This window comes from Fusibacter sp. A1 (assembly GCF_004125825.1).
Taxonomy (GTDB): Bacteria; Bacillota; Clostridia; order Peptostreptococcales; family Acidaminobacteraceae; genus QQWI01.
Window position 1 is genome coordinate 33,627 of sequence record NZ_QQWI01000009.1, and the last position, 24,618, is coordinate 58,244.

Annotated in this window: 24 protein-coding genes and 1 pseudogene; 2 read left to right on the forward strand and 23 right to left on the reverse strand. The window is 44.7% G+C overall.

The window, feature by feature from the left end:
• Positions 1-53 precede the first annotated feature (53 nt).
• Positions 54-1,430 carry a D-alanyl-D-alanine carboxypeptidase family protein gene (locus tag DWB64_RS13415; RefSeq protein ID WP_129488764.1) on the forward strand — a complete coding sequence of 459 codons (1,377 nt, stop codon included), beginning with the start codon at positions 54-56 and terminating at the stop codon, positions 1,428-1,430.
• A gap of 525 nt (positions 1,431-1,955) precedes the next feature.
• Positions 1,956-3,304 (forward strand): annotated as a pseudogene (locus DWB64_RS13420) (IS1182 family transposase).
• A 132-nt stretch (positions 3,305-3,436) separates the two neighbouring features.
• On the opposite strand, the gene DWB64_RS13425 reads toward DWB64_RS13420, so the two are convergent.
• The 23 genes from DWB64_RS13425 to radC all read right to left on the reverse strand — a co-directional run bounded on the left by DWB64_RS13425 (position 3,437) and on the right by radC (position 24,584).
• Positions 3,437-3,820: a RidA family protein gene (locus DWB64_RS13425; RefSeq protein ID WP_129488765.1), complete on the reverse strand. Its 384-nt coding sequence runs from the start codon at positions 3,818-3,820 to the stop codon at positions 3,437-3,439.
• 20 nt (positions 3,821-3,840) lie between these two features.
• On the reverse strand, positions 3,841-4,485 hold the full coding sequence (locus DWB64_RS13430) for a transcriptional regulator (RefSeq protein ID WP_129488766.1): 645 nt from the start codon (positions 4,483-4,485) through the stop codon (positions 3,841-3,843).
• A gap of 15 nt (positions 4,486-4,500) precedes the next feature.
• Positions 4,501-6,909 (reverse strand): leucine--tRNA ligase, encoded by a 2,409-nt coding sequence (gene leuS / locus DWB64_RS13435; protein ID WP_129488767.1) that lies wholly within the window; start codon positions 6,907-6,909, stop codon positions 4,501-4,503.
• A gap of 380 nt (positions 6,910-7,289) precedes the next feature.
• Positions 7,290-7,649 (reverse strand): ribosome silencing factor, encoded by a 360-nt coding sequence (gene rsfS, locus DWB64_RS13440; RefSeq protein ID WP_129488768.1) that lies wholly within the window; start codon positions 7,647-7,649, stop codon positions 7,290-7,292.
• Positions 7,636-8,223 carry a bis(5'-nucleosyl)-tetraphosphatase (symmetrical) YqeK gene (yqeK, locus tag DWB64_RS13445; protein WP_129488769.1) on the reverse strand — a complete coding sequence of 196 codons (588 nt, stop codon included), beginning with the start codon at positions 8,221-8,223 and terminating at the stop codon, positions 7,636-7,638. Before yqeK ends, rsfS begins: the two co-directional genes overlap by 14 nt.
• Entirely contained in the window at positions 8,198-8,815 is a 618-nt protein-coding gene (gene nadD, locus DWB64_RS13450) for a nicotinate-nucleotide adenylyltransferase (RefSeq protein ID WP_129488770.1), read from the reverse strand. Before nadD ends, yqeK begins: the two co-directional genes overlap by 26 nt.
• A 6-nt stretch (positions 8,816-8,821) precedes the next feature.
• Positions 8,822-9,130, reverse strand: a complete 309-nt coding sequence (gene yhbY / locus DWB64_RS13455; RefSeq protein ID WP_129488771.1) for a ribosome assembly RNA-binding protein YhbY — start codon at positions 9,128-9,130, stop codon at positions 8,822-8,824.
• Between the two features lie 11 nt (positions 9,131-9,141).
• Entirely contained in the window at positions 9,142-10,416 is a 1,275-nt protein-coding gene (gene obgE / locus DWB64_RS13460) for a GTPase ObgE (RefSeq protein WP_129488772.1), read from the reverse strand.
• Between the two features lie 169 nt (positions 10,417-10,585).
• Positions 10,586-10,867, reverse strand: coding sequence for a 50S ribosomal protein L27 (rpmA, locus tag DWB64_RS13465; RefSeq protein WP_129488773.1), 282 nt, complete (start codon positions 10,865-10,867; stop codon positions 10,586-10,588).
• A 4-nt stretch (positions 10,868-10,871) separates the two neighbouring features.
• On the reverse strand, positions 10,872-11,207 hold the full coding sequence (locus DWB64_RS13470; RefSeq protein ID WP_129488774.1) for a ribosomal-processing cysteine protease Prp: 336 nt from the start codon (positions 11,205-11,207) through the stop codon (positions 10,872-10,874).
• Between the two features lie 5 nt (positions 11,208-11,212).
• Positions 11,213-11,524 carry a 50S ribosomal protein L21 gene (gene rplU / locus DWB64_RS13475; protein WP_129488775.1) on the reverse strand — a complete coding sequence of 104 codons (312 nt, stop codon included), beginning with the start codon at positions 11,522-11,524 and terminating at the stop codon, positions 11,213-11,215.
• Positions 11,525-11,619: 95 nt separating this feature from the next.
• Positions 11,620-12,969, reverse strand: a complete 1,350-nt coding sequence (locus DWB64_RS13480) for a ribonuclease E/G (protein ID WP_129488776.1) — start codon at positions 12,967-12,969, stop codon at positions 11,620-11,622.
• Between the two features lie 21 nt (positions 12,970-12,990).
• Positions 12,991-13,677, reverse strand: coding sequence for a TIGR03936 family radical SAM-associated protein (locus DWB64_RS13485; RefSeq protein WP_129488777.1), 687 nt, complete (start codon positions 13,675-13,677; stop codon positions 12,991-12,993).
• Complete coding sequence (locus DWB64_RS13490; RefSeq protein WP_129488778.1) at positions 13,674-15,503, reverse strand: TIGR03960 family B12-binding radical SAM protein; 1,830 nt, start codon at positions 15,501-15,503, stop codon at positions 13,674-13,676. Before DWB64_RS13490 ends, DWB64_RS13485 begins: the two co-directional genes overlap by 4 nt.
• Before the next feature lie 23 nt (positions 15,504-15,526).
• Positions 15,527-16,636 carry a rod shape-determining protein RodA gene (gene rodA, locus DWB64_RS13495; RefSeq protein ID WP_129488779.1) on the reverse strand — a complete coding sequence of 370 codons (1,110 nt, stop codon included), beginning with the start codon at positions 16,634-16,636 and terminating at the stop codon, positions 15,527-15,529.
• A 61-nt stretch (positions 16,637-16,697) separates the two neighbouring features.
• Complete coding sequence (gene minE / locus DWB64_RS13500) at positions 16,698-16,970, reverse strand: cell division topological specificity factor MinE (protein WP_129488780.1); 273 nt, start codon at positions 16,968-16,970, stop codon at positions 16,698-16,700.
• A 15-nt stretch (positions 16,971-16,985) separates the two neighbouring features.
• Positions 16,986-17,780 carry a septum site-determining protein MinD gene (gene minD / locus DWB64_RS13505; RefSeq protein WP_129488781.1) on the reverse strand — a complete coding sequence of 265 codons (795 nt, stop codon included), beginning with the start codon at positions 17,778-17,780 and terminating at the stop codon, positions 16,986-16,988.
• A 24-nt stretch (positions 17,781-17,804) separates the two neighbouring features.
• Positions 17,805-18,563, reverse strand: a complete 759-nt coding sequence (gene minC, locus DWB64_RS13510; RefSeq protein ID WP_129488782.1) for a septum site-determining protein MinC — start codon at positions 18,561-18,563, stop codon at positions 17,805-17,807.
• An 85-nt stretch (positions 18,564-18,648) separates the two neighbouring features.
• Positions 18,649-21,492, reverse strand: coding sequence for a penicillin-binding transpeptidase domain-containing protein (locus DWB64_RS13515; RefSeq protein WP_129488783.1), 2,844 nt, complete (start codon positions 21,490-21,492; stop codon positions 18,649-18,651).
• Positions 21,493-21,503: 11 nt separating this feature from the next.
• A complete protein-coding gene (gene mreD / locus DWB64_RS13520) occupies positions 21,504-21,992 on the reverse strand; it encodes a rod shape-determining protein MreD (RefSeq protein ID WP_129488784.1) in 489 nt (162 codons plus the stop codon).
• A gap of 7 nt (positions 21,993-21,999) precedes the next feature.
• Positions 22,000-22,839 (reverse strand): rod shape-determining protein MreC, encoded by an 840-nt coding sequence (mreC, locus tag DWB64_RS13525; RefSeq protein WP_129488785.1) that lies wholly within the window; start codon positions 22,837-22,839, stop codon positions 22,000-22,002.
• Between the two features lie 15 nt (positions 22,840-22,854).
• Positions 22,855-23,889 carry a rod shape-determining protein gene (locus DWB64_RS13530; protein ID WP_282454626.1) on the reverse strand — a complete coding sequence of 345 codons (1,035 nt, stop codon included), beginning with the start codon at positions 23,887-23,889 and terminating at the stop codon, positions 22,855-22,857.
• A 14-nt stretch (positions 23,890-23,903) separates the two neighbouring features.
• Entirely contained in the window at positions 23,904-24,584 is a 681-nt protein-coding gene (gene radC, locus DWB64_RS13535; RefSeq protein WP_129488786.1) for a DNA repair protein RadC, read from the reverse strand.
• Positions 24,585-24,618 lie beyond the last annotated feature (34 nt).

Here is a 24,618-nt window from a genome sequence, read left to right on the forward strand (position 1 = left end):
AGCAGCAGACAATCATGTTATAATGGACAAAAGTACTTGACAGGGAGATAACCATGAAAAAAAAGATAGCGATCATAGTAACCTTCATGTTGTTACTATCAGCCGTAAGTTATGCGACACCACCTGAAATCACCGCTGCTTCAGCGATACTGATCAACGCCGAAACCCAAGAGGTGCTGTTCGAGCTAAACGCCACTACACCTTTGCCGCCAGCCAGCACCACCAAGGTGATGACCGCACTTCTCATCCTTGAGAACCATTCATTGGATGAAATCGTAGATGTAGGACCTAACTTCGTCGATCCCGGCGAGAAAAAGATAGCCATCAACCATAACGAAATCTTTACCGTAGAAGAACTTCTTTACGCGGTTATCGTCGAATCCGCCAACGATGCCTCCGCAGCACTCGCAGTCTTCCATTCCGGTTCTGTAGAAGCTTTCGCAGAGGCGATGAACGAACGTGCGAAGGAGCTTGGCGCAGTGGATTCCAACTTCGTGAATCCACATGGTCTTGACGAACCCGGTCACCTTTCCACGGCAAAGGATTTGGCAATCATCTCTGCGGAGGCGATGAAGAACGCGACATTCAGATTACTGGTCTCCACACAGAGATATACCATTAATCCAACCAATATGCAGCCTAAAGCGAGAGACTATCTCTTTACGAGCAATTTTTTCATTCGAGACACCAATAAGACGATGATTTACAGGGGCCAGAAAGTAAAGATCTACGATGAACGTATCGACGGGATCAAGACTGGATATACGACAAAAGCCGGCAACTGCTTGATCTCGACTCTATCAAGCGGTGGAAACCGCTACATCAGCGTCGTTCTCGGAGCAGGCGCGGACAATCTCGTTTACGTGGATTCCAGAGGTCTGCTCGATTATGCCTCTGAAGACTTCAAGCGGCTCAGAGTAGTTTCCGAGGGCGATGTCGTCACGAACATAACCGTTCCCGGTGCCGAGAATACCGGGCTCAATCTGATCAGTCAGGATTCCATCACAAGAACAGTACCCGTCGACTTCGATGAGAGCACCATCGAAGAAAGTTTCGACTTGTATGACCTTCCCGAAGAACCTATAAAGACGGGAATGGAAATGGGTAGCTTATCACTGTCCATCGGCGGCGAAGTCATCGCCACGACAAAACTACTCGCTCAAAACGACATCGAAACAGGCGATCTGATAGGTTCTCTCTCAGAAAAGCTTTCATCCAAGCCTTTTGAATCCCCATATGACTACTTGGTTTTCGCTATCAAATTGCTCATCGCAATCGCAATATGGCGATGGATCATCGTAGGCAGAAGAAGACGCACAAAAAAACGGATCAGAGAAGAGAAGTTAGCTCAGATACGCGAAGAGATCCAAACACAGGATGAATCCAGCAACGTATACAAGCTCAGCGACAAGCGCCGAAATAGAACCTAAAAAAAAGCGCGTATTGAAGTTTTAACTTCAACACGCGCTCAGACTGTAGACAAAGTCCACGAAAGTGGTCTTTGTCTTTTTTTGTACTTCATTCAAATGTAGGGGCGATGCCTTGTGTTCGCCCTCTCTTATAACGATGTGTTCAAAGAGACGCGCATAAGAGGCGATAGCCACCACCGAATCCGTAGCAAGCCCCTGAACAAACACGCTCCCTTTGACAAACATGAGAATCTAGTTCGCTACGTGACCTAACGCCCATGTTCGCCGTCCATGGCGAAGATGGGCTCTCCGGTCGTCCTGACCTACGCACGGCCACTCCGCTCACAAATCTCTGAAGATCTGTCAGACTCGCTATAGTTTGTTCAGTGACTCGCTACTCCTTCTTTTGGTGGAGTAAGAGAAGGTGGCGCGTGTTAGAGAAAAAAAGAGAAAAACTTATGAAGGCAAAAAGGATTTCTAAGATGAATGTCGAATAAAGCTAGTATAGGCAAAAGACATTCGTTAATAGGAGTATTGTGAAAAAAGATGATGAGCAAAAAGAACTTAAATGGCAGAAACCAACTACAAATGGTGACTTTAGATAGTTTAGTTCCGAAAAATCATTTAGTGAGAAAGATAGATGCCGCAATCGATTTCGATTTTATCTACGCGTTAGTGGAGGAACTGTACTCTGTATTTGGAGCACCAAGCATTGACCCGGTCGTCCTCATAAAAATCTGTATGATTCAGTACCTCTTTGGTATCCGCTCCATGAGAAAAACAATCGAAGAAATTCAAACGAACATCGCCTACAGATGGTTCTTAGGTTATGGAATGGATGAGGAAATCCCGCACTTCTCCACCTTTGGAAAGAACTACGCTAGACGCTTTGAAGGCACAAAGGTGTTTGAGCAAATCTTTAATAAAATCCTGATGTTAGCTGTGCAGGAAGGGTTCGTTGACTCAAAAACAGTATTCATAGATGGCACTCATGTCAAAGCCGATGCGAACAAAAATAAACGGATTAAAGTAGTGGTAAAAGGTCAAACTCGTTCCTATAAAGCAGAATTAGAAGCTGAAATCAACGTAGAGCGAGAAAAGCACGGACAGAAGCCTCTAAAAAAAAAGACGAACAGACCATAGAAAAAACAAAAGCACAGAGTACGACGGATCCTGAATCAGGTCTGTTTTACAAAACGGAACGCGAGCGCATGTTTTGCTACTCTTTTAATACTGCGTGTGATAAAAATGGATTTGTCTTAGGTAACCATGTAAGTGCAGGGAATGTACATGATAGTCAGAACTTTGAACCGATATTCAGGCAAGTGATGTCAAGGTTTTCTGAGGTTAAGAACATGAGTGCAGATGCAGGATACCTAACGCCGTATATAGCAAAGCTTATGATGGACAGTGGAATACGCCCTGTACTTCCCTACAAAAGACCGATGACCAAGAAAGATTTCTTCAAAAAATATGAGTATGTTTATGATGAGTACCTAGATCTTTATATTTGTCCTAAGGGACAAGACTTAAAGTACAACAGAACAGACCGGGATGGCTATAAACTCTATAAATCCAATGCCTTTATTTGTGGTTCATGTGAAATGAGACATCAGTGCACAGCGAGTGGTAATCACCAAAAGGTAATCTCAAGGCATGTCTGGTCTGAGTACTTAGAAGAAGCTAATCATCTGAGACATACTGATAAAAATAAACGGATCTATAAACTAAGGTCTCAGACGATAGAACGGGTTTTTGCCGATGCGAAAGAAAAGCATGGTATGAGATACACCAAGTACCGAGGAATCTCGAAGGTGAAAGATCATGCCATGCTCTTTTTTGCATGCATGAACATGAAAAAAATGGCATCATGGAAGTGGAAAAATGTCGCATAAGAGCGTCATTTAGCGTTTTTTAAGCATGGAATGCGTTATTAATGAAAAAAACACCAGTTATCTGTGAGGATAAATGGTGTTTGTCTTCAGTCTGAGCGCGTATTGAAGTTTTAACTTCAACACGCGCTTTACTTATTTTTTGTAAGCGATCATTTCAATTTCGACCAAGACGCCCAGTGGCAACTTACCGACCTCAAATGCCGCTCTCGCAGGTTTATGATCTACAAAGAAGCTTGCATATACTTCATTCATCGCGGCAAAGTCGTCCATGCTGTCCAACAGGCATGTCGTTTTCGCTACGTCGTTGAATGTCAGCCCCGCCTCTTCAAGAATCGCCTTCGCGTTTAAAAGACATCTTTCAGTCTCCGCTTTAATGCCGCCTTCCACTCGCTTGCCAGTCGCAGGGTCTAAAGGAATCTGACCGGATACGAAGACCATGTTGCCTGCCTGGATCGCTTGTGAATATGGACCGACCGCTGCCGGTGCTCCAGTTGTGTGAATTACTTTTAAAGACATGTGTTTCCCCTCTTTTCTGGTTATTTCTCCACTCGGATTTCATCAAGGTAATTATAAATGGTATACCTTGATACGCATAATACCATCGCCACATAATCAATCGCGCCTTTGATGAGGAAGGCTCCCTGATCGTTCAGATTTTTTACAATCTGCACTTTTTCTTCCTTGCTCATGTATGCGATCGGTTTCCCAGCATTTTCAACAGTTTTAAGGACGATTTCATTGAGTACGTCGTTCACTCTATTTGTACCGATTTCTTCTGTCTGCTTTGAATCCGTTTCAATTTTCATGATCTCGTCAAGTACTTTTCTCGCCGCATAAAATTCTGTCAGGTCCATATTGATACAGTAGCAGCCGATTGTTTTTCCATCATCGTCTTTGATGAAAAAGGTTGAGGACTTCAGCACTTTACCGTCAAAACTCTTACCTGTATAGTTGATGATGTCACTGTCCGTATCGCCTTTATTGACAACCTTCAGACTATACTCTGTCATCGGACTACCCACGTTACGTCCTGTAACATGTCCGTTGGAAATTGCGATGATCGAGTTTGACAAGTTGCTGAAGTCGTGTAAAACGACTTCGCAGTTGCTGCCAAAGGTGTTTGCGATACCTTCTACAAACGGGATAAACCGCTGTAGAACGGGGTGTATAGAATGACTCACAGGCTTTCCCCCTTGCTATTTAACAACGATGTTGACAATTTTTCCAGGTATTACGATCACTTTAACAATCTTTTTGTCTTGAGTGGACTGAATGATTTTCTCATCTGAAAGAGCGATTTTCTCGGCTTCTTCTCTAGACACATCACTCGCCATATTGATTACAGTTCTCAGCTTTCCGTTGATCTGCACCGCAATCTCAACCACCGACTCTTCAAGTGCGGCTTCATCGTAGACAGGCCAAGCAGTCTCGTGAATCACCTTTTCATAGCCGACTTGCTCCCAGATCTCTTCAGTGATATGAGGGGCGACCGGATTTAAAATATGAAGGAAGGACTTAAGCTCCGCCTTATTGATTTTTCCTACTTTTGTCACGTCATTGAGGAAGGCCATCATCGCCGCAATCGCAGTATTGAACTTCATTCGTTCAAAATCTTCGCTGACTTTCTTTATCGTCTTATGAAGCGGCGTATTCAGTTCTTTTGAATACTCAGTACCGTCGACAAGTATTTCCTGTAGTTTCCATACCCTGTCTAGGAATCTTCTGCAACCCTTGACACCGTTCATGGACCAAGATACTGATTTTTCAAAGTCGCCGATGAACATCTCATAGGTTCTTAGCGTATCCGCACCGAACTCTTCGATAATCTCATCAGGGTTGATGACATTTCCACGTGATTTGGACATCTTCTCATTGTTCTCACCCATGATCATGCCGTGTGAAGTACGTTTTGTATACGGTTCGACCGTCGGTACAGCGCCGCAATCATAAAGGAACTTATGCCAGAATCTAGAATAGAGAAGGTGAAGCGTCGTGTGCTCCATACCCCCGTTATACCAGTCTACAGGCAACCAGTACTCAAGCGCCTCTTTACTTGCGAAGGCTTCAGTGTTTGTAGGGTCCGTGTATCTTAAGAAGTACCATGAGGAACCGGCCCACTGAGGCATCGTATCCGTTTCACGCTTCGCAGGTTTATTGCAGTTTGGACAAGTCGTGTTTACCCAATCCGTAATTGCGGCTAGCGGCGATTCTCCATTGTCTGTCGGTTCATAACTTTCAACCTCAGGAAGCATGACAGGAAGCTGTTCGAAAGGAACAGGAACCATTCCACACTCCTCACAGTGGACAACAGGTATTGGCTCGCCCCAATAGCGTTGTCTTGAGAATACCCAGTCCCTAAGCTTATAGTTGATCTTAGCCACACCGAGATCTTTTTCCTCAAGATAAGCGATGATTTTCTTTTTAGCCTCATCGACACTTAAACCGTTGATGATATCGGAGTTGATCAGCTCGCCGTTTCCTGTATAGGCTTCTTTTTCAATCTCTCCGCCAGAAATGACTTCTATGATCTCCATGCCGAACTTTGTCGCGAACTCATAGTCACGGGTATCGTGGGCGGGAACGGCCATAATCGCTCCAGTTCCATAACCCATCATCACATAATCGGATATCCAGATCGGAATTCTTTTACCGCTTACAGGATTGATCGCTTCAAGACCGTCCAGTCTGACACCTGTTTTCTCTTTCACAAGCTCTGTACGCTCGAAATCCGACTTCTTGCTGGCCATTTCCTGATAAGCATGGACTTCGTCGATATTCCTGATGCGGTCGTGGTACTTTTGAACATATGGATGCTCTGGAGCGATTACCATATATGTGGCACCGTAGATCGTATCGGGACGAGTTGTGAACACTTCAAGGGTATCGTCCACATCTGCGATATGGAAGTGGAGCTCAGCGCCTTCTGAACGTCCGATCCAGTTTTTCTGCTGGATTTTCGCACGGCTGATATAGTCTACAAGGTCTAGATCCTTGATCAGCTTTTCAGCATAGGCTGTGATCTTAAGCATCCACTGTTCTTTTTCACGCTTGACAACTTCTCCGCCACAACGTTCACAGCCGCCACTTACAACTTCTTCATTGGCAAGACCTATTTTGCACGTAGGACACCAGTTGATCGCCAGGGAATCCTTATAGGCAAGGCCTTTCTCAAGGAACTTAAGGAAGATCACCTGAGTCCATTTATAATAGGCGGGATCCGTCGTATCGATCTCACGCGACCAGTCGAATGAAAAGCCGACCGACTTGAGCTGCTTCTTGAAGTTTGAAATATTCTCATCCGTAGCAACACGTGGATGTATCTTGTTCTTTATCGCGTAGTTTTCCGTCGGAAGACCGAAAGCATCCCATCCCATGGGGTAAAGTACGTTGTAGCCTTCGAACCTGCGTTTTCTCGCAACCACATCAAGTGCGGTATAGGGTCTCGGGTGGCCTACGTGTAGGCCTTTTCCTGAAGGATAAGGGAACTCAACCAGTAGGTAAAGTTTTTCTTTTTCGCTGCTGCTGTCTTCCGCCTTGAACACCTGCGTGTCATCCCAACGTTTTTGCCATTTCGGTTCTATGGCTCTGTGATCATAATGACTCATAAAACTCCTCCTTAAAATCAACCGCTTGGTTATTAATCAAAAAATAAAAAAAGCACCATTTGATAACGGTGTTCTTAAACACCATAGGGACGAGCATATGCCCGCGGTACCACCCTAGTTGACTTACGTCCTCTTCATTGGTTTTGTAACGGTAACCAACCCTATGCAAGGCAAGTTCACTCTTTGCGTCTATTGGTTCACAGCGACCACCAATTCTCTCTAAGAACGCTTTTACGAGCTACTACTCCTTATACACTAATTCACTTATGCTTAAGTTTATCACAAATGTCCTACATGTCAATAGACAGAATCACTAGTCGGCCAGGCCCATGCAATGGGCGATCAACAGCCGACTAACCAACCGTTTATCCTTACAGAAATTAATTCACCTTGGCGAATTGCGGTTCGATGCGCTCTGCATCCTGCCAGATTCTTTCAATGCTGTAGTACTCTCTTTTTTCTTCGTTGAAGATATGCACGATGATATCGATGTAGTCAAGAACCACCCATTCGCCAGCTCTATGGCCTTCTTTATGGTGTATCTCGATTCCTTTTTTCTCTAACATGTCTTCCACATGGTGAGCGATAGCCGCCGTGTTCCTATCATTCAAACCCGTCGCAATGACAAAGAAATCAGTCAATGACGATTTCCCTCTAAGGTCTAAGATAATAATGTCCTCACCTTTTTTATCATCGATAAATTCAGCGATCTCCAGTGCCAGTTCCTTATATGTTTCCATCAAATGTACCTCCGTTTTCAAGCCATTCATTCCTCACTTCAAGGGCATTCGGATGAATGACGCCACGATGTTTAAGTAAGAATAGAATAGTTTGCTCTGTTGCAAAAACAACCGCTTTCGACAAGTTCTGTTTTGCAAGTTTCCGTGCTTCCACCACACCTTCAAAATCGCGACCTTCTTCCACATAGTCAGCGATGAAAATGATTTTTTCAAGAAGCGACATACCGCGTCTGCCATAGGTATGGTACCTTACGGCATTGAGCACATCCTCATCCTCCACACCAAAAGTCTCCCTTGCGATAATCGCTCCGAGTTCGCCATGAGCCAGATGAATTTCCCTGCTTAGGTAGGGATCGCCGATTCCGTGGGCCTTTAGCATGTCGAGTGCTTCTTTTTTATTCATGGGTTTTGCTATATCGTGAAGCAGCGCCGCAAGCTTCGCCTGATGATAATCGACTCCATACTGTTCGGCCAGTAAAATAGCCATCTCAGTCACTCGTCTAGTATGTTCGACTCTGCTTGGTTTCATGCCGGCGATGTTATAGGTCTCAATTCGCTGATAAAGGTCCTTCATATAGATGTCGCTCCTTTATGATCTGTTCCACCGAATAAGGGACCAAGTACTTGATGGACCGGCCTTCTCGAATTCTGCTTCTGATATCCGATGAAGAAATTTCTAGATTGAGCAGTGACATGATATGGATCTTAGCTCCATACAAGTCGCCGAGCCTGTCCACCTGTCGATTTAAAGCCGTGACCTCCACACTTGGTCGGGTCGCAGCTACAAACTCCACATTTTCGAGCAGTACCGTAAAGTCTTTCCAAGTTTCTATCGTGACAATCGCATCCGCACCAGTGATAAAATAAAACTCATCGGTCTTCCACGTCTCTCTAAAGGCGCTTATCGTATCAATCGTATAGCTGATACCTTCCCTGTCGATTTCAATAGAAGAGACTTCGAATGCAGGATTGGACTCTGTCGCCTTGCAGACCATTTCGAGTCTGGTGACAGCAGGTGTTACATATCGATTCAATTTGTGCGGTCCTATTTTTGAAGGCACAAATACTATTCGATCCAATTTATAGGTATGCATCACTTCTTCAGCGAGAAATAAATGCCCAAAATGAATCGGATCGAATGTACCACCCATGATCCCTGTCTTCATAACAGCCTACTTCGTTTTCTTAATTTTAGGAAGTTCAATCACTGGTTTGTCATTATTGCGCTTATAGATCACAAACTTACGGCCCACCGCTTGAACGAATTCGCTTTGAGTTCTTCCAGCTACCGTATTGGCCGCTTCTTTGATATCGATATCACAAGATTCAAGTACGCTGATCTTGATCAACTCACGCTTCTCAATCGTTTCTGCCACCTGCTTGATGAACGTCGGTGTGATACCTTCTTTTCCAAGCTGTAATACCGGCTTCAATGGATTAGCCAGACCTTTTAAATAACTTCTTTGTTTACCTGATAACATATTTCACCTCATCAATCATAAAACTCGAATTCAAAATCGAGTATTCTTACAGTTTGTCCTTCTTCAATGCCCATTTCTCTTAACTTCTTGAAGATACCACGTTTTTTCAAGTAGCCTTCAAATCGTCTTAAGCTTGACATGTCGTCAAAATTGGTCGAGTACATCAGACGTTCGATCCCTTGACCCTCAAGCACGTACACATCACTTTCCACCCTGATGGCGATTTCAAACGGATTCGCTCTTTCATCGAGATCTTCGACATCGACTACTTCAACAAGTTCTTCCACAGGAATCTCATCCAATTTTTCAGTAACGTATTTCATGACTTCATCAAGACCTTGCTGCGTAGCGGCTGAAACGATAAAGAGTTTCAATTCCTTTTCAGTGATATGCGCTTTGAAAGCCTCAAGCCTTTCATGGTCATAGACCATATCAAGCTTATTGCCGACAACAACCATCGGTCTTGATGCCAATCTACTGTTGTATAAAGCCAGTTCCTGATTGATCTGTTCAAAATCCTCGATAGGATCTCTTCCCTCAACACCTGAAATATCAACGACATGCACAAGCAGTCTTGTTCTTTCAACATGGCGCAAGAAGTCATGACCTAAACCGACACCTTCTGAAGCACCCTCTATCAGGCCAGGAATATCAGCCATGACAAAGGATTTGCCACGAATGGTCTCAACAACGCCTAGGTTAGGCTTGATCGTTGTAAAATGGTAATTTCCGATTTTGGGTCTCGCTTTAGTGACAACCGACAGAATTGTCGATTTTCCGACATTCGGGTAACCGATCAGTCCTACATCGGCAATCATCTTAAGCTCTAACTCGACTTCGCGCTCCTCGCCTTTGAAACCGGCTTCTGCGAATGTCGGACCTTGTCTGATAGACGACTTGAACTCCGTGTTTCCACGGCCTCCATTACCACCTCTTGCGATGATTTTTGAATCGTCTTCGTCTGTCAAATCACCTAAAATGAGTTTTGTTTCAGAATCTCTGATTATGGTCCCCGCAGGCACCAGGATGACAAGGTCACCCCCGTCTCTTCCGCTGCAGTTCTTTTTGCCGCCATTGTCTCCATTAGCAGCGTTGTATTTCGTTTTATACCTAAAATCCATCAAGGTACGCATACTTGGGTCGACTTTGAAGATAACGTGGCCGCCATGGCCGCCGTTACCGCCGTCCGGTCCACCGGCAGGTACGTATTTCTCTCTTCTAAAAGACACGACTCCGTTACCGCCGTTACCGGCTTTTACGGTTATCTTAGCACTATCTACAAACATACTACACCAACTTTCTACGGTTAATTCTTTGGTTGCACCCAACCTTTACACGGGTTAAAAACTGGGGGCAACCAACGAGCTTGACCCCATCAATAAAAATAAAAGTCCATCCCAAGATTTTCGACAGAAAATCCTAGTGATGGACTTTTAGTAATTATAAGCGTCTGGATTAGTTCTCAGCGTATACAGATACTTGTTTCTTGTCTCTGCCTTTACGCTCAAATTTAACAACGCCATCGATTTTAGCGAACAAAGTGTCGTCGCCACCGATACCTACGTTGTTACCAGGGTGAATTTTAGTCCCTCTTTGACGAACTAAAATGCTGCCACCACTTACGAATTGTCCATCAGCACGCTTTACGCCTAAACGTTTAGCAGCACTGTCACGACCATTTCTAGAAGAACCTACACCTTTTTTAGAGGCGAAAAATTGTAAATTGAATTTCATCATCCCGTTACACCTCCCTCGTTTTAACAGTAACATGCGCGGGATACATATCAGCAATGCCCGATAAGCCTATTTTCATTTGGCCTATGAGCAGATCAGTTTGCTTTAATTGCTCTAGAGACAAATCAGTCGGTAGTTCGCATTTAAGGAACCCTTCCTCTTCATCTTCATACAACACCACTTCGACTCCTGCGAGTTCGTAAAGAGCGTTGACGCAAGTCTGCGACAAGATCGATACGGCCGCACAAACTATGTCGTATCCCAACTCATCGAAATAAGCGTGACCGTCAAGTTCAAAGCCTGTATAGTGTGTTTCCCTTTTATACAAGTAAATATTCGTCATATCAATTATAATGAAATGTTTTCGATTTTAACTTGTGTGTATGGTTGACGATGACCGCGTTTAACTCTTACATCTTTTTTCGCTTTATATCTCATCATCAATACTTTTTTAGCTTTGCCATTCTTTACTACTGAAGCAGCAACGTTTGCGCCAGCTACGTATGGAGCGCCGACAGATAATCCGTTGTCGTTAGAAACAACAAGAACTTTGTCGAAGTTTACTGTTTCGCCAGCTTCTACAGCCAGTTTTTCGATGAAAACCACATCGCCTTCTTGAACACGATATTGTTTACCACCAGTCTCGATAATTGCGTACATTTGAGCACCTCCTCAAAAAATTCTCGCCAAAATTCCAGGTACATTGTCATCAATGTTTCAAACCCGTTTTGCGCGGCTTACAGATAAGTATACTATCATATAAATTTAATTAAGTCAATTGATTTATCCGATTTTTCCACAATATCCACATGTTCATAACTTAACAGCCTAAAACCATTGCTTTTACCGTTATTTTTTAAGATATTAAGAAAAATTCTTTTTCCATCCAGATAGGTTCTGATACGTTCTGAATGGGTGAGCATCGCTTCATAGACTTCAGGGGTCACAGAGCAATCGGCGACGATCGCATCGTCCAGCACTTCAATCTGAAGCAGCTGCCTAAGCATCAGGTCGATCACCATTTCAGGCCCTAGTTCGATCCTTCCGCCGATCCGGTTATCCGTGCCAATCAGCTCGAGCACACTCGGCGTATCTCTTCTTCTACTCATCTCAAGGATTCCAAGAGCGGTGAAGCCTTTGATATCGACCTCCAGGCCGTTTGCTCGTCGTTTCAGCTCTTTTATGAGCATACGTTGACCCATTACATTCATGTCGATAAAGTCTATTAGAATCATACCTGAGATGTTTCTAAGAGAAAGAACCTTTATCAGGGAATCAAGTACCGATAAGTTGACCTCATAATTGAACCGCTCAGCGCTTTCGTACTCTCCGCTAAACCGTTTGGAGTTCACATCGACCACCGTAAACGCCTCAAGCTCATCCACCACAAGTTCGCACCCGTTCTTAAGCGGGAACCTATGTTCCAACAAGTCGTTCAAGGCAGTATCGAATGCGTCATCGCCCATATGCGTCTCATCCAATCGGTCAAGACACTCTTGCCTGATTGTTTCAAAGGCGCTTGGTTTTCGAACCAGCAATCTCTCCTCGACGATACGGTGGTGATAGGCCACCAACTTATCCATCTGATCCTCAAGACTTTTCATCTGATCTAGCAGTGATTCAAGCGACTGGCCGTAAGCTCCGGTTCTGACAAGGAATCCGTAGTTGCATTCACTGCAAGATGTGATAGCCGATTGCAGGTTGTCACACCAGAGTGCGTCCCTGATCTTATTTGAGAACTTCACATCCCGGGTATCGGTCAATAAGACCAGATGCTCAGAACTTAGAGAGGGAGCAGCGGTGACTTTAGCGCCTTTTGAGGCCCGCGCATCCTTGTAGACCTGTACCAGTATCTCTTGCCCCGGCTTGAACGAATCCTTTTTATAAAGAACGGAACGCAGGTCCTTACCTTGTAAAAGGGCATTTTGAGCCCTTCCTATATCTATAAAATAGGCATCCTTGTGGTTCATCTTCTTCTCGATACGACCAAGATAGATGTTCCCGATCTCGCTTGTCGCTTCCACCTTCTCTAAAAGAAACGTTGAAAGTCCGTCCGAATCGAGCTTTGCTATATAATTGTAGAAACACCCTCTATGATCGATCATAAGTTCATCTTCGCTCCGCTTTTAAGTCAACTGAACCAGTGGCACATAGCCTTTTTCAGTCTCGCAAAAGAGACCCGTTCTAGTGATATCCACATCGTCCACCGAAAAACCTTCGATATCCTTTAAGAGTATCTCGACGATGTGCTGAGGTTTCGCAGCCCCACTAGGAGTGGAATGAACCGATACCTGATAGGTTTCAGTGACCTCATCGTCCTTCACCTTCACAACATCGGCGATGAAAGGTTTCAGATCCTTGTCACCCCAATGTCCTTTTTTGTTCTTCTTTCTGAGCAGTATCGATTCCGCCTGATTGAAACGTTCATCAAGCGCATAGCTGTCGATACCCTCCACCTTTTGCAGAACCACCCTGTAGGTCATCAGGGCGAGACCGCTCATGAGCGACCTGCTCTCGTCGATGATTCTGTAATCCTTGAGTCTCATGCCATCAGGTGCTGTCGTGTTGAATCTTAGGATCATATCGTCCACATCGATCATCGATGAAAGCTCCACCTCCATCACTTCATATTCGCTAGAGACCCCCACAGATAGCGGACCTCCGAACGTAAGCTTCGGATGTGGATTAAATCCCTCTGAATATTTTAGAGGTACTCCAAGCCTTCTGAACGATCGGTAGAAGAACCTCATCAAATCCAAATGGCCTAAAAATTTCATGTATTCTGTTTTTGTATAAACCAGTCTAATAATCATCCGCAAATACCGCCAATCTCACCTGAATTGATACCACACCCTACACAGTTTCTTCTGCAATCCACTGTAGTTTTCGCAAGCTTAGCCTGTGTGTATTCTCTGGACAGGAACTCTTTTGTCACACCCACATCAATATGGTCCCATGGCAAGACTTCAGTAAGTTCTCTTTCCCTATTCGCATAAAACGCCACGTCGATGCCTAGGTCCTCAAACACTTCCATCCAGGTGTAGTACTTGAAGAACTCTTCCCAGCCGTCGTAATGGCAGCCGCGCTCCTCAGCTTCGAGAATAGCTGCGCCAAGACGTCTATCACCACGAGCGAACACCGCTTCGACGATGCTTGTCTTCATATCGTGATAGTTGTATTTGATCGGCGTGCCTTTAAAAGCCTCACGTAGATAGTTTTGCTTTTCCTGAATCGACTCTCTTCCTTCCTGGCCATACCACTGAAACGGCGTAAATGGCTTTGGAACGAATGTTGAAGACGAAATCGTCATGGTAAGAGGCTTTCTTTTGAGCCCCTTGGTGACTTCCTTATAGCTTCTGACAAGTCGTTTTCCGATCTGTTCGATACCCTCCACATCTTCCATCTGTTCAGTAGGAAGACCAAGCATGAAGTAAAGCTTAACCCTGCTCCAGCCCGATTCAAACACTTTGGTCACCGTGTTGTCGATATCCTCATCGGTAACTCCTTTGTTGATGACATCCCTTAGACGCTGACTGCCGGCTTCGGGTGCGAAAGTAAGGCCTGTTTTTCTCACCTTTTGAATTTCCTTAAGCACATCGACAGACAAGGAATCCAGTCTTAGTGAAGGAAGTGAAATGCCGATCTTGTCCTTTTCATATTTTTCAATCAGTTTGAAGATCATATTCTTCACATCGCTGTGATCGAGCGTCGAAAGACTTGTTAGGGCGATTTCCTCATACCCTGTGTTCTCGATGATCTTTTCAGCGATTTCGATGACCCTCTGAGTATCCTTCTCACGAACCGGTCTGTAGATCATTCCAGCCTGGCAGAATCTGCACCCTGCTGTACAACCTCTGAAAATCTCGACAACCGCCCTATCGTGGACCGTATCTCCATAAGGAACAACGATTTTTTCAGGATAGTAGGCCAAGTTCATGTCGTGGATGATCTGTTTCACCACTTTTTTCGGCACTCGTGCGTCATTAGGAGTAAAGGCATCGATCGTTCCATCTTCCTTATAACTCACATCATAAAGCTCAGGCACGTACACACCAGGAATCTGAGCCGCTTCAATCAAAAACTCACGCCTGTCCATGGCTTTGTAATTGGCTTCATGATGCTTCAGGTAGTCCACCAGCATGGTTTCACCTTCACCCAATAGGAAGAGGTCGATGATATCTGCAAGGGGCTCCGGATTGTAGGCGCAGGGTCCGCCCGCTATGATGATCGGATCATCACTGGTACGGTTCGCCTTCACAGGCGAAATATGCCCTAACTTGAGCATGCGTACAATATTGGTATAACTAAGTTCATATTGAAGCGTGAAACCGATGACATCAAAGTCCCGCATCGGTGATTTTGTCTCGATACTGAACAGCGGCACATTTTCAGCGACCAGTTCCTTTTCCATGTCTATCCACGGCGCATAGAGACGTTCACAGTACATCGTTTCTTCTTCGTTCACCGCTCCATATAAGATATGGGAGCCTAAATGGGACATGCCCACCTCGTATACATCAGGAAATCCGTGCAGATATCTAAGTTTAATCTTATCCAACTCTTTATACACGGCATTCACTTCATGACCGATGTAGCGGGTAGGTTTTTCTACACGTTTTAACAAGCGATCTAAATTCATGCTCAACCTCAACTTTCTAATGCCTAAGGCATATCATAAGACTTGCGTTTTCTACGCATATATACATTCATGACCAGTCCGATCGCAATCATATTGACAATCATCGAACTTCCGCCATAACTCAAAAACGGCAGAGTGACACCCGTCACTGGCATGATACCCATTGTCATTCCGATGTTCTCAAATATTTGAAACGCAAACATGAAAAGAACACCCACGACAATGTTGTTGCCTAAATGATCCTTCGCTTTAAACGCGATACGGATCAGACGGCTTAAAAATAAAAAATACAGACCAATCACAGCGATCCCGCCAATGAAGCCGAGTTCCTCGACCAGTACTGCAAAAATGAAATCCGTTTCTTGAACAGGCAAGAAATTATTTGCGCTAAACCCGCCCTGAAAAAGTCCGTTGCCCTTTAGCTTACCCGAACCGATGGTAATCTTGCTCATCAGCACATGATAGTTTCCCGGTAGGGACGCATCATTCGGATTTAAAAACGCATCGATCCTCTGCTTTTGATGCGGCTCCAAAAACGTGTAGACTAGGGGGAGCGAAAGCACAGCAGACAAGGCAGATAGAAGAATGATCTTGATGTTAAGTCCCGACACAAAAATCATCCCAAGAAAAATAAAAACGAAAACGAGCATCGATCCCAAATCCGGCTGTTTGAAAATGAGCAGCAATAGCGGCAGGACAAACAGGATGGGGATAAAGATATCGAACAGGTTTTCCAGTCTTCCTTCACGTTTTTCAAGCAGCTTGGCAAAGGATACGATAAAACCGATTTTCGCAATTTCAGAAGTCTGAAAATCCATCAATCCAAGATCGATCCAGCTCCTCGCCCCCGCCTGCTCCACACCTAGTCCAGGAACATACACGAGCAAAAGAGCAATGATTGAAAGTGCGTATACAAAGAGGTACAGATCTCCCATCAGCTGATAGTCGATAAGCATCACGATCACCATGGCGATCACGCCTAAGCCGAAACTAATCAGCTGAAACTTCACTTCGCGAGTGATCCCAAGCGTGTCGGCATCCGTCGCGCTAGCAATCATCACAACACCGATGGTGATAAGCAGCAATATGACGATGAGTAAATTAAAATCCAAATACTTTCCTATTTTAAACATCTTCCCACTTCTTTTCGTATAAAACCCCCCTAACACTTCGTCAGGGGGGATTATTGGTCAATTATCGACGTTTCATGTTTTTAATTGGAATATTAGCGATCAGCGCAGGCTTGCCAGTCTGATCATCCATCGTCTTCGTGATCTTAATGTCCAGATGTTCTTCATCCACATCCATGTAAGAAAGTAAGACTTTCATGATATCTTCTTTTACCATTTCAAGAAATTCCGGCGAGCAGTTGCTTCGATCATGTACAAGAACTAGCTTCAGTCTATCTCTAGCAACTTCGCGACTTTCCTTTTCTGTTCCTTTAAAAAACTTAAAAAAATCAAACAAATCGAACCCTCCTCACTACGCCATATTTAAAAACTTTTTAATCTTACCCATAATGCTTGAGCCAGCCTCAAGATCAAGGTAAGCTACTTCTTCCCCCATAATACGTTTTGTGATATTACGGTATGCAGAACCCGCTCTTGAACCGTCCAATAGGACTGCAGGCTCGCCTCGGTTTGTTGTGATGACAATGTCCTCGTCATCAGGAACCACACCGATAAGACCGATAGCCAAGATATCTTTCATATCTTCGATATTCATCATGTCACCACGTTTTACCATGTCCATACGGATTCTATTGACAATCAGTTTCGGATCATAAAGTTCTGCGGCTTCTAAAAGACCGATGATTCTGTCGGCGTCACGAACCGCTGAGATTTCAGGAGTTGTGACGACAATCGCTCTGTCTGCGCCCGCTATGGCATTTTTAAATCCTTGCTCGATTCCAGCAGGACAGTCGATGATAACGTAATCGAAATCTTGCTTAAGTTCGTCACAAAGGTCTTTCATCTGCTGTTGATTCACTGCCGATTTGTCCTTGGTCTGCGCTGCAGGGATCAGGAACAGGTTTTCATGACGCTTGTCTTTAATAAGCGCTTGACGCGTTTTACAAACACCGTGTACCACATCGACCAAGTCGAAAACGATTCTGTTTTCAAGACCCATGACGACATCCAGATTTCGAAGACCGATATCCGCATCGATGACAACTACTTTTTTTCCTTCTCTCGCAAGTCCTGTTCCAATGTTGGCAGTTGTAGTCGTTTTACCTACACCGCCTTTACCAGACGTGATTACAATGACTTCACCCATTCTTAACTTTCCTCCAAACATATCCTATCGATAAGGTTCTATGATAATTCTATTCTCTTTTACGACTGCTATTTCCGGGTACTCTGGTCCTTCGTGCCCTTCATCCGGCGGTCGTGTAATCCATTTTCCAATGCGAATCTGTGTAGGCTGCAATTTAAGTGCAACTACAATCCTCTCATCGTCACCATCGCGTCCGGCTTGTGCAAACCCTCTTAAGGCTCCCATCACCACGATGTTTCCCGCAGCAGACAGTTCAGCACCAGGATTGACATCTCCGAGTACGATGATATGTCCGTCAGAATCAAGTCTTCTTCCAGATCTTAAGGTTCCCCTATGAAACAGGGTCTTATCACCAAGTTTGACATCCCCCATGCTTACAGTCAGCATTTGATCCGGCGTTTCTTCTGCCGCATCCACCGTATCCTCTAACACAGTTTCCGATTCTGCAACAGGTAGTTCTTCTGATGTTTCTTCTAGTTCACCATCGTCGAACTCAAACTTGATAGGGGCGTCCTCTTTCGGATCCTCCTTGCTAATCGGTTCCAAAGTCAGCACTTTCATTCCACCAAGCCGCTGAATGATTTCGGTTAGCTCGGCTTCCTGCGCTGACGTCAACTCAGGTCCGACAAGACCGATGATATGCGCTCCATTAAAAAAGTTTTTCGCCTTCAACAGTTTTTTTTCCACTTGTTCCATCAGCTCTATAAAATTAAGTTCAGGCGAATAATGCAAAACGATGCCGTTTTTAGTCCCCTTAAAATCGACTTTCTTTTTTAACCGCATACTTCCCCCCTTGATTAATTCTTCTAACTACATCTAAAGAACAGTATAACATATATCAAACTATTTTATTACTGTCTTAGTCAATTTATTGCTTATCCACTTTCGTAGGTGGCACCTTGAAGTAAGTGCCGTAGATGTCCTTGACGATAGGTGCGCCGTTTCCACCGCTTCCACCTTGGGGTATCAGCACCGCAATGGCTATTTCAGGGTTATCATAGGGGGCAAACGATACAAACCAGGTGAAGTTGTCGTAATCCGACTTGTACTGATCGATCATTTCATCAGTAAGCCTGTCGCCCGCAAGTGATTTGAGCGCCGCTCTCATCGCATATCCCTTATTCAGATAGCTTGAATACGTCAGTCCCTTCAACTCGTTTTCGGCATCCATACGGATGTTCTCGTCTTCGGTTTCACTGATCACCTTATAAAGATACGCGATTTTGTCCGTTCTTTCCCTTAGTTCCCTTGCGGTCTCTAGTTCAAGGGTTTCCTCGTCGATCGATGGCGCCAGCTTGTTCAAATAGGTCAGAAGATATTTTTCTTCACTTTCTGGGGGCAATTTACCTTCTTTTTCCGCAGTACCCGTCTTAGCTCCTATCTTAAGGGGAAAATCCTTAAAGATCGAATAGACAGATCCGCCAGGTTCTGCAACCTTTCTCATACCCTGTTTGAGATACTCGATGTTGCCCTTGGTATCAATCTCTTCAAAGGGTTCTCTTATCGCCGGCTCTCCATCGACAGTCTTGATCAAGGTCAGGTCATACAAATAACCGTCATTGGCGACCGCCGCGATATACCTGGCCATCTGGACCGGTGTGTATTCGTGTCCACCCTGACCGATCGCCAAGTTGAAGGTGTCTCCTTCAAACCACTTCATCTGATTGAAATAACTATATTTTACGATGTCTGCAAGATTGGCAGCCGTATTGATATCTTTTATCCCCGCACTTGTCTGAAGATAACTGATCAGACCGTTTCTTGAGATTTCAGGGTTATCCTCACCAAGTGCGATGATTCCGTCGATTACCGATTCCAACTTCACCTCGTCCGCAGTGATTTCTACAGGAAAATAATTCCCGCCGATGGCGTTGAGTTTATTTCTCAGCTCCCTAAGGAGACCTTTTTTCTTTTGTTCAGGATCCGGAACACCTTTGACCCTCTCTCCGATTTCAACCCCGGATTTTTCATCTAGGCCAAAATTCCTTGCCGCCTCAATTACCTTTTCGGCGTTCATTTCAAATGGAAGATCGACATCACGGGCATAATCATATCCGTTTGCGACATCAAAAAAGTAATAGTTGCATGAGACCTGGATCGCCGTCATAAGATCCACCAAACCATGTGTGCCACGGCTTTTGTTCCATAACCAGCACCCGAAAGTCCTGCCGTCCAGCGTTTCGATATAGCCTGCATCCCGATACTTCTGATACGGATCAAGACCCGCTTCAAGTGCTGCAAATCCAGTTATCATCTTAAAGGTCGATCCGGGCTGCACAGCTGTAAGGGTGGCGATATTATACATGGGTCTTGGCGCTAGCGGGTTACGCTTGTTCTCAGGTTGTAGACTTAGGAAATCCTCTTGTGTGATACCTGTAGAAAACAAATTGATGTCATAGTCGGGGTAGCTCACCATAGATAAAACCTCTCCCGTTCGTACATCCACGACTACCACAGCCCCTGTGTCCGCATGGTCGTAACCCGATGCGTACTTGTAATCGCCGTAATCCGACTCATATAAGCCACCAGTGCTGATTCCTTCAAGCGCCCGGATCAAATAGTCCCTCACCGCAGCCTGAAGCTCCATATCGATCGTCAACTGGATATCCTTGCCTGCGATCGGATCCGTATTTACAAATCGCTGGTCGATGCTGTCATCGTATTCTTTCACAAATCGACCGTATGCGTTGACTTCAATCCATTTTTCGCCGTTCAGTCCTCTTAACACATCCTCGTATCTGCCTTCAATACCTATTTTCCCTATCAAATCATCATTTTGATAGCCGGTATCCGAATTATACTTCACACTTTCAGAACTCGATATCTTACCCATATACCCGAGTATATGGGACGCTAGATTCGACTGGGGATAGTATCTGACCGGTGAGATCTCAATGCTGACATTCGGAAATCTCATACTTTGCTCCTGAATGAGTACCGCGGTCTCCTTGGAAACATTACTTGCGATCGTGATAGGTTCGTACTTGCGATACCCTTTTTCGCGTATCGCATGCCTCAAGATGATAATGTAAAAAGCTTCCTCGTCCGTAAAGGACTCATCGATACTATAATAATCCTTCAACGCCTTAAAGGCCTCATTCGCAGTCGCACTTTCCTCTATCTCGTAATACTCAAGAAAGGACGTCCTTGTGAAGTCGTAGGTAAATTCCATATCCCTCACTCGAATCGGCAAGTAGATACCCTTTAGGATCAAGGTGTTTTGCGCGCTGTAATTGTCCACATCCGCAGAAATCTGCTCACGGTCCTTATAGGCTTTAAATACCTCTTCGGCGCTCATCGTCAGATCAAACTCGTTTTCACTGAGCCACTGCTCCTTCTTCGCATCTGTCTCGTAGGTGAAGCCGAAATCGGACTGCACGATAGGAAGCCCTATGTGTTCTTCTCCTTGGTTCCTAAGCAGTTTGAAAAGTTCAACGGTCATCTCCTGTTGATCTTGCGAGAACTTCTGGTCATACAGAAATTCAACGCTGTAGGCTGTTTTGTTACCTGCGATCAAGAGACCGTTCCTGTCAAAGATCTCACCACGCTTGGCCACTTGATTTACTTTTTTCAGCCTAGTGTCAAGCGCCTTATTGGAAAGCTCCTCTCCTTGAATGATCGTAAGTTGAGCAAGTCTTATTCCAAGAATGACAAAGACCAGTGAAAACAGAATCCAAATCCACAGTTTTCTGTCTTGTAATTTTTCTATCATAACCGAACTCCTTAACGCATCCTATAACCCATCTGCCATTTGAATGACTGAGTATAGACGACGACGCCGATAGCAAGATTGTAAATCATCTCAGGAAGGGTGATGGTGAATACCCATTTGAGCAAGTTGATGTTCCCAGTGGCAAAATAATGGACCACTAGGAAGAACACATGATAAAACACCGTCGTAGTCATAATGAGTACCACAGGTGTCACGTAATTGTCTTTAAAAATTTTCTCTTCCATTGAACTAATGATGATCGCGATCACTAAATAGATCGACAAATGAACCGCCAACCCCTTTCCGATAAGGATATCGGAAAACAGACCTGCATAAATGGCCGTTCTGATTCCCACAAAACGGCCAAATAACACGATGGCTATGATCAGCCAAATCAACATGAGGTTGGGTAGGACACCACCGATACGCAGCAGCTGCAGCACGGTCGTCTGCAAAACCACGATAGCTAAGGTGATAGCGATCAAGTACCTGTCCTTCATAAATCACCTACTCTGTAAATGTATGTGTTTCAGGGATGATAAATACCCTGTCAATATTCTTAAAGTCCACATTGGGCTTCACTTTAATTTCCTTCAGAAGCGTATCCTTGTCTTCGACGACCTCGGATACGGTTCCGATGATGATTCCCTTAGGATAAATTCCTAAGCCGCTTGTGATGATCTGATCGCCAGGATAGATGACGCCCTTGGGGTCGAACAGATACCCTTCAAGCTCTTCCTCCGAGACACCCGAAACGATGCCGTCAAAGGATCTTTCATCATCCACTATCTGAAAACTGACGGTTCCTTTGATGTCGGTTATCGTAAGAATCTTAGACCAATCCTTACCCACTTCAAAAACCTGACCTATAAGCCCGCTGCCGTTGAAGACCATTGCATTTTCAGTAACACCTTGCTCGAGTCCCGCGTTTACGATAAACATACCGTACCAGTTCCCTTGATCCCTTGCGATGACGTCGCTTGTGATAAAGTTGTTCAGATCGTTCCTGTAGGCGTAGTTAAGAGATTTTCTAAGCGTCTTTAGCTCATTGTATTCCTCTTGGAGCATCGTCTGGCTGATAAGGGCTTGCTGCGTTTTAATCAGCTCCTTTTTCAGAGCTTCGTTTTCATCGGCAAGCTTAAACACATTCCTGATGGGATATGTTTTTTCAGCGATATAATTGTTTGCGGACATCAGTCCATGCTGAAGTGGTCTGACGACGTTTCCAAGTGCGTTCTCTACAGCGCTGATCCGGTCTCTGCCGTTGACAGTGACCCCTATTGTTATCACGAGCAAGACTACCGTAATCAATATGATCCAATTTCTCAGTTGTGGATAATTATTCACGGCCACTACCCCTCATTACAACACGCGTTTTGTTTTTAGGAACACACTCTTTAGAGTATCATAGTTTTCAAGCGCCTTACCGGTACCTTCCGCAACGCAATCGAGTGCGTTTTCTGCGATATGCACAGGCATCATCGTCTCTTCTTGGATGAGTTTGTTCAACCCATGCAGGTAAGCCCCGCCGCCTGTGAGCATGATACCGCTCATCATGATATCCGCTGAAAGTTCAGGCGGTGTCTTTTCAAGAGTCGATTTGATACCCTCTAAAATCGCCGTAACAGGCTCTTTTAAGGCATGCATGATCTCATTCGACTTGATTGTCATCGTCTTAGGTAAACCGGTCACCAGATTTCGGCCGGTGATTTCCATCATTTCTTCCTTGCTCTTCGGATACGCGCTTCCAATTGTCATTTTAACAAGCTCAGCTGTTCGCTCACCGATCATAAGGCTATACTCTTTTTTAATGTAACTGGCAATCGCTTCATCAAGCTCGTCTCCACCGATACGGATTGACTTGCTTGTTACGATTCCCCCAAGGGAGATGACAGCGATTTCAGTAGTACCGCCACCTATATCCACGACCATGCTGCCCGTCGCTTCAGATACAGGAAGACCTGCTCCGATTGCAGCAGCCATAGGTTCCTCGATAAGAAACGCCTCTTTTGCTCCAGCTGCGATAACCGCTTCGATGACCGCGCGTTTTTCAACTTCAGTGACGCCGGAAGGAACTCCTACAACCACTTTAGGTGCGAAAAACATAGATTTTTTCGGATACGCCCTGTGGATGAAGTACTTGAGCATCTTTTGCGTAACGTCAAAGTCGGCGATAACACCATCTCTAAGGGGTCTGATCGCTACGATATTCCCCGGTGTTCTCCCGATCATTTTTTTTGCTTCTTCACCGACTGCCTTGATCTCTTTTGTATATTCATCAATCGCAACTACAGAGGGTTCCCTAACTACGATCCCCTTGCCTTTTACGTTTACCAGCGTATTTGCTGTTCCTAAATCTATTCCCATATACCGTGTGAACATGCTTCCCAATGCCATCTGATGTTCTCCTTTCACATTCTGTCATTCGCCTTTAAGCTATAGTATTCATTGTTTCCCACAATGATGTGGTCTACAACTTTTATGCCGACAATTTTCCCCGCTTCAACCATGCGCTCTGTTAGGAGCACATCTTCCCTACTCGGTTCTACATGACCGCTAGGATGATTATGTGCTAAAACCACAGAAGCCGCAGATTTCTTGATCGCCCAGTTGAATACTTCTCTTGGGTGGACAAGGGTTTGATTGAGGGTACCTACAGAGACAACATGTCTCCCGATGATATTGTTTTTTGTGTTAAGTCCAATCACCAAAAAATGTTCTCTGTCTTCAAATTTAAGTTCTTTGTGTACATAGTTGAACACATCTTCTGGTGATGTGAATTTTAAATCCGATTTAATCTTGGAGCAGTCATAGCGCCTTGCCAGTTCAAAACTGGCCATCAGCTGGCAAGCTTTGCTGTCTCCAATTCCACTGATTTTTTTCAACTCCGAACCATCAGCCATGGCTAAACCCTTGAGACCTCCAAGTGTCTTAAGCAGCTCTGAGGAAAGCGCCAGTGCGGACTTTTCCTTTGTGCCGGTCCTAAGGATGATCGCAAGTAGTTCTGAATTGGTAAGTGACTTGACTCCGTTATTCATAAGGCGTTCGCGCGGCTTATCTTCGCCGTGTAGGTCTTTTATACGTTGGTGCATGATTTGCTCCCTTCACAAATCGCCCACCTTCTTA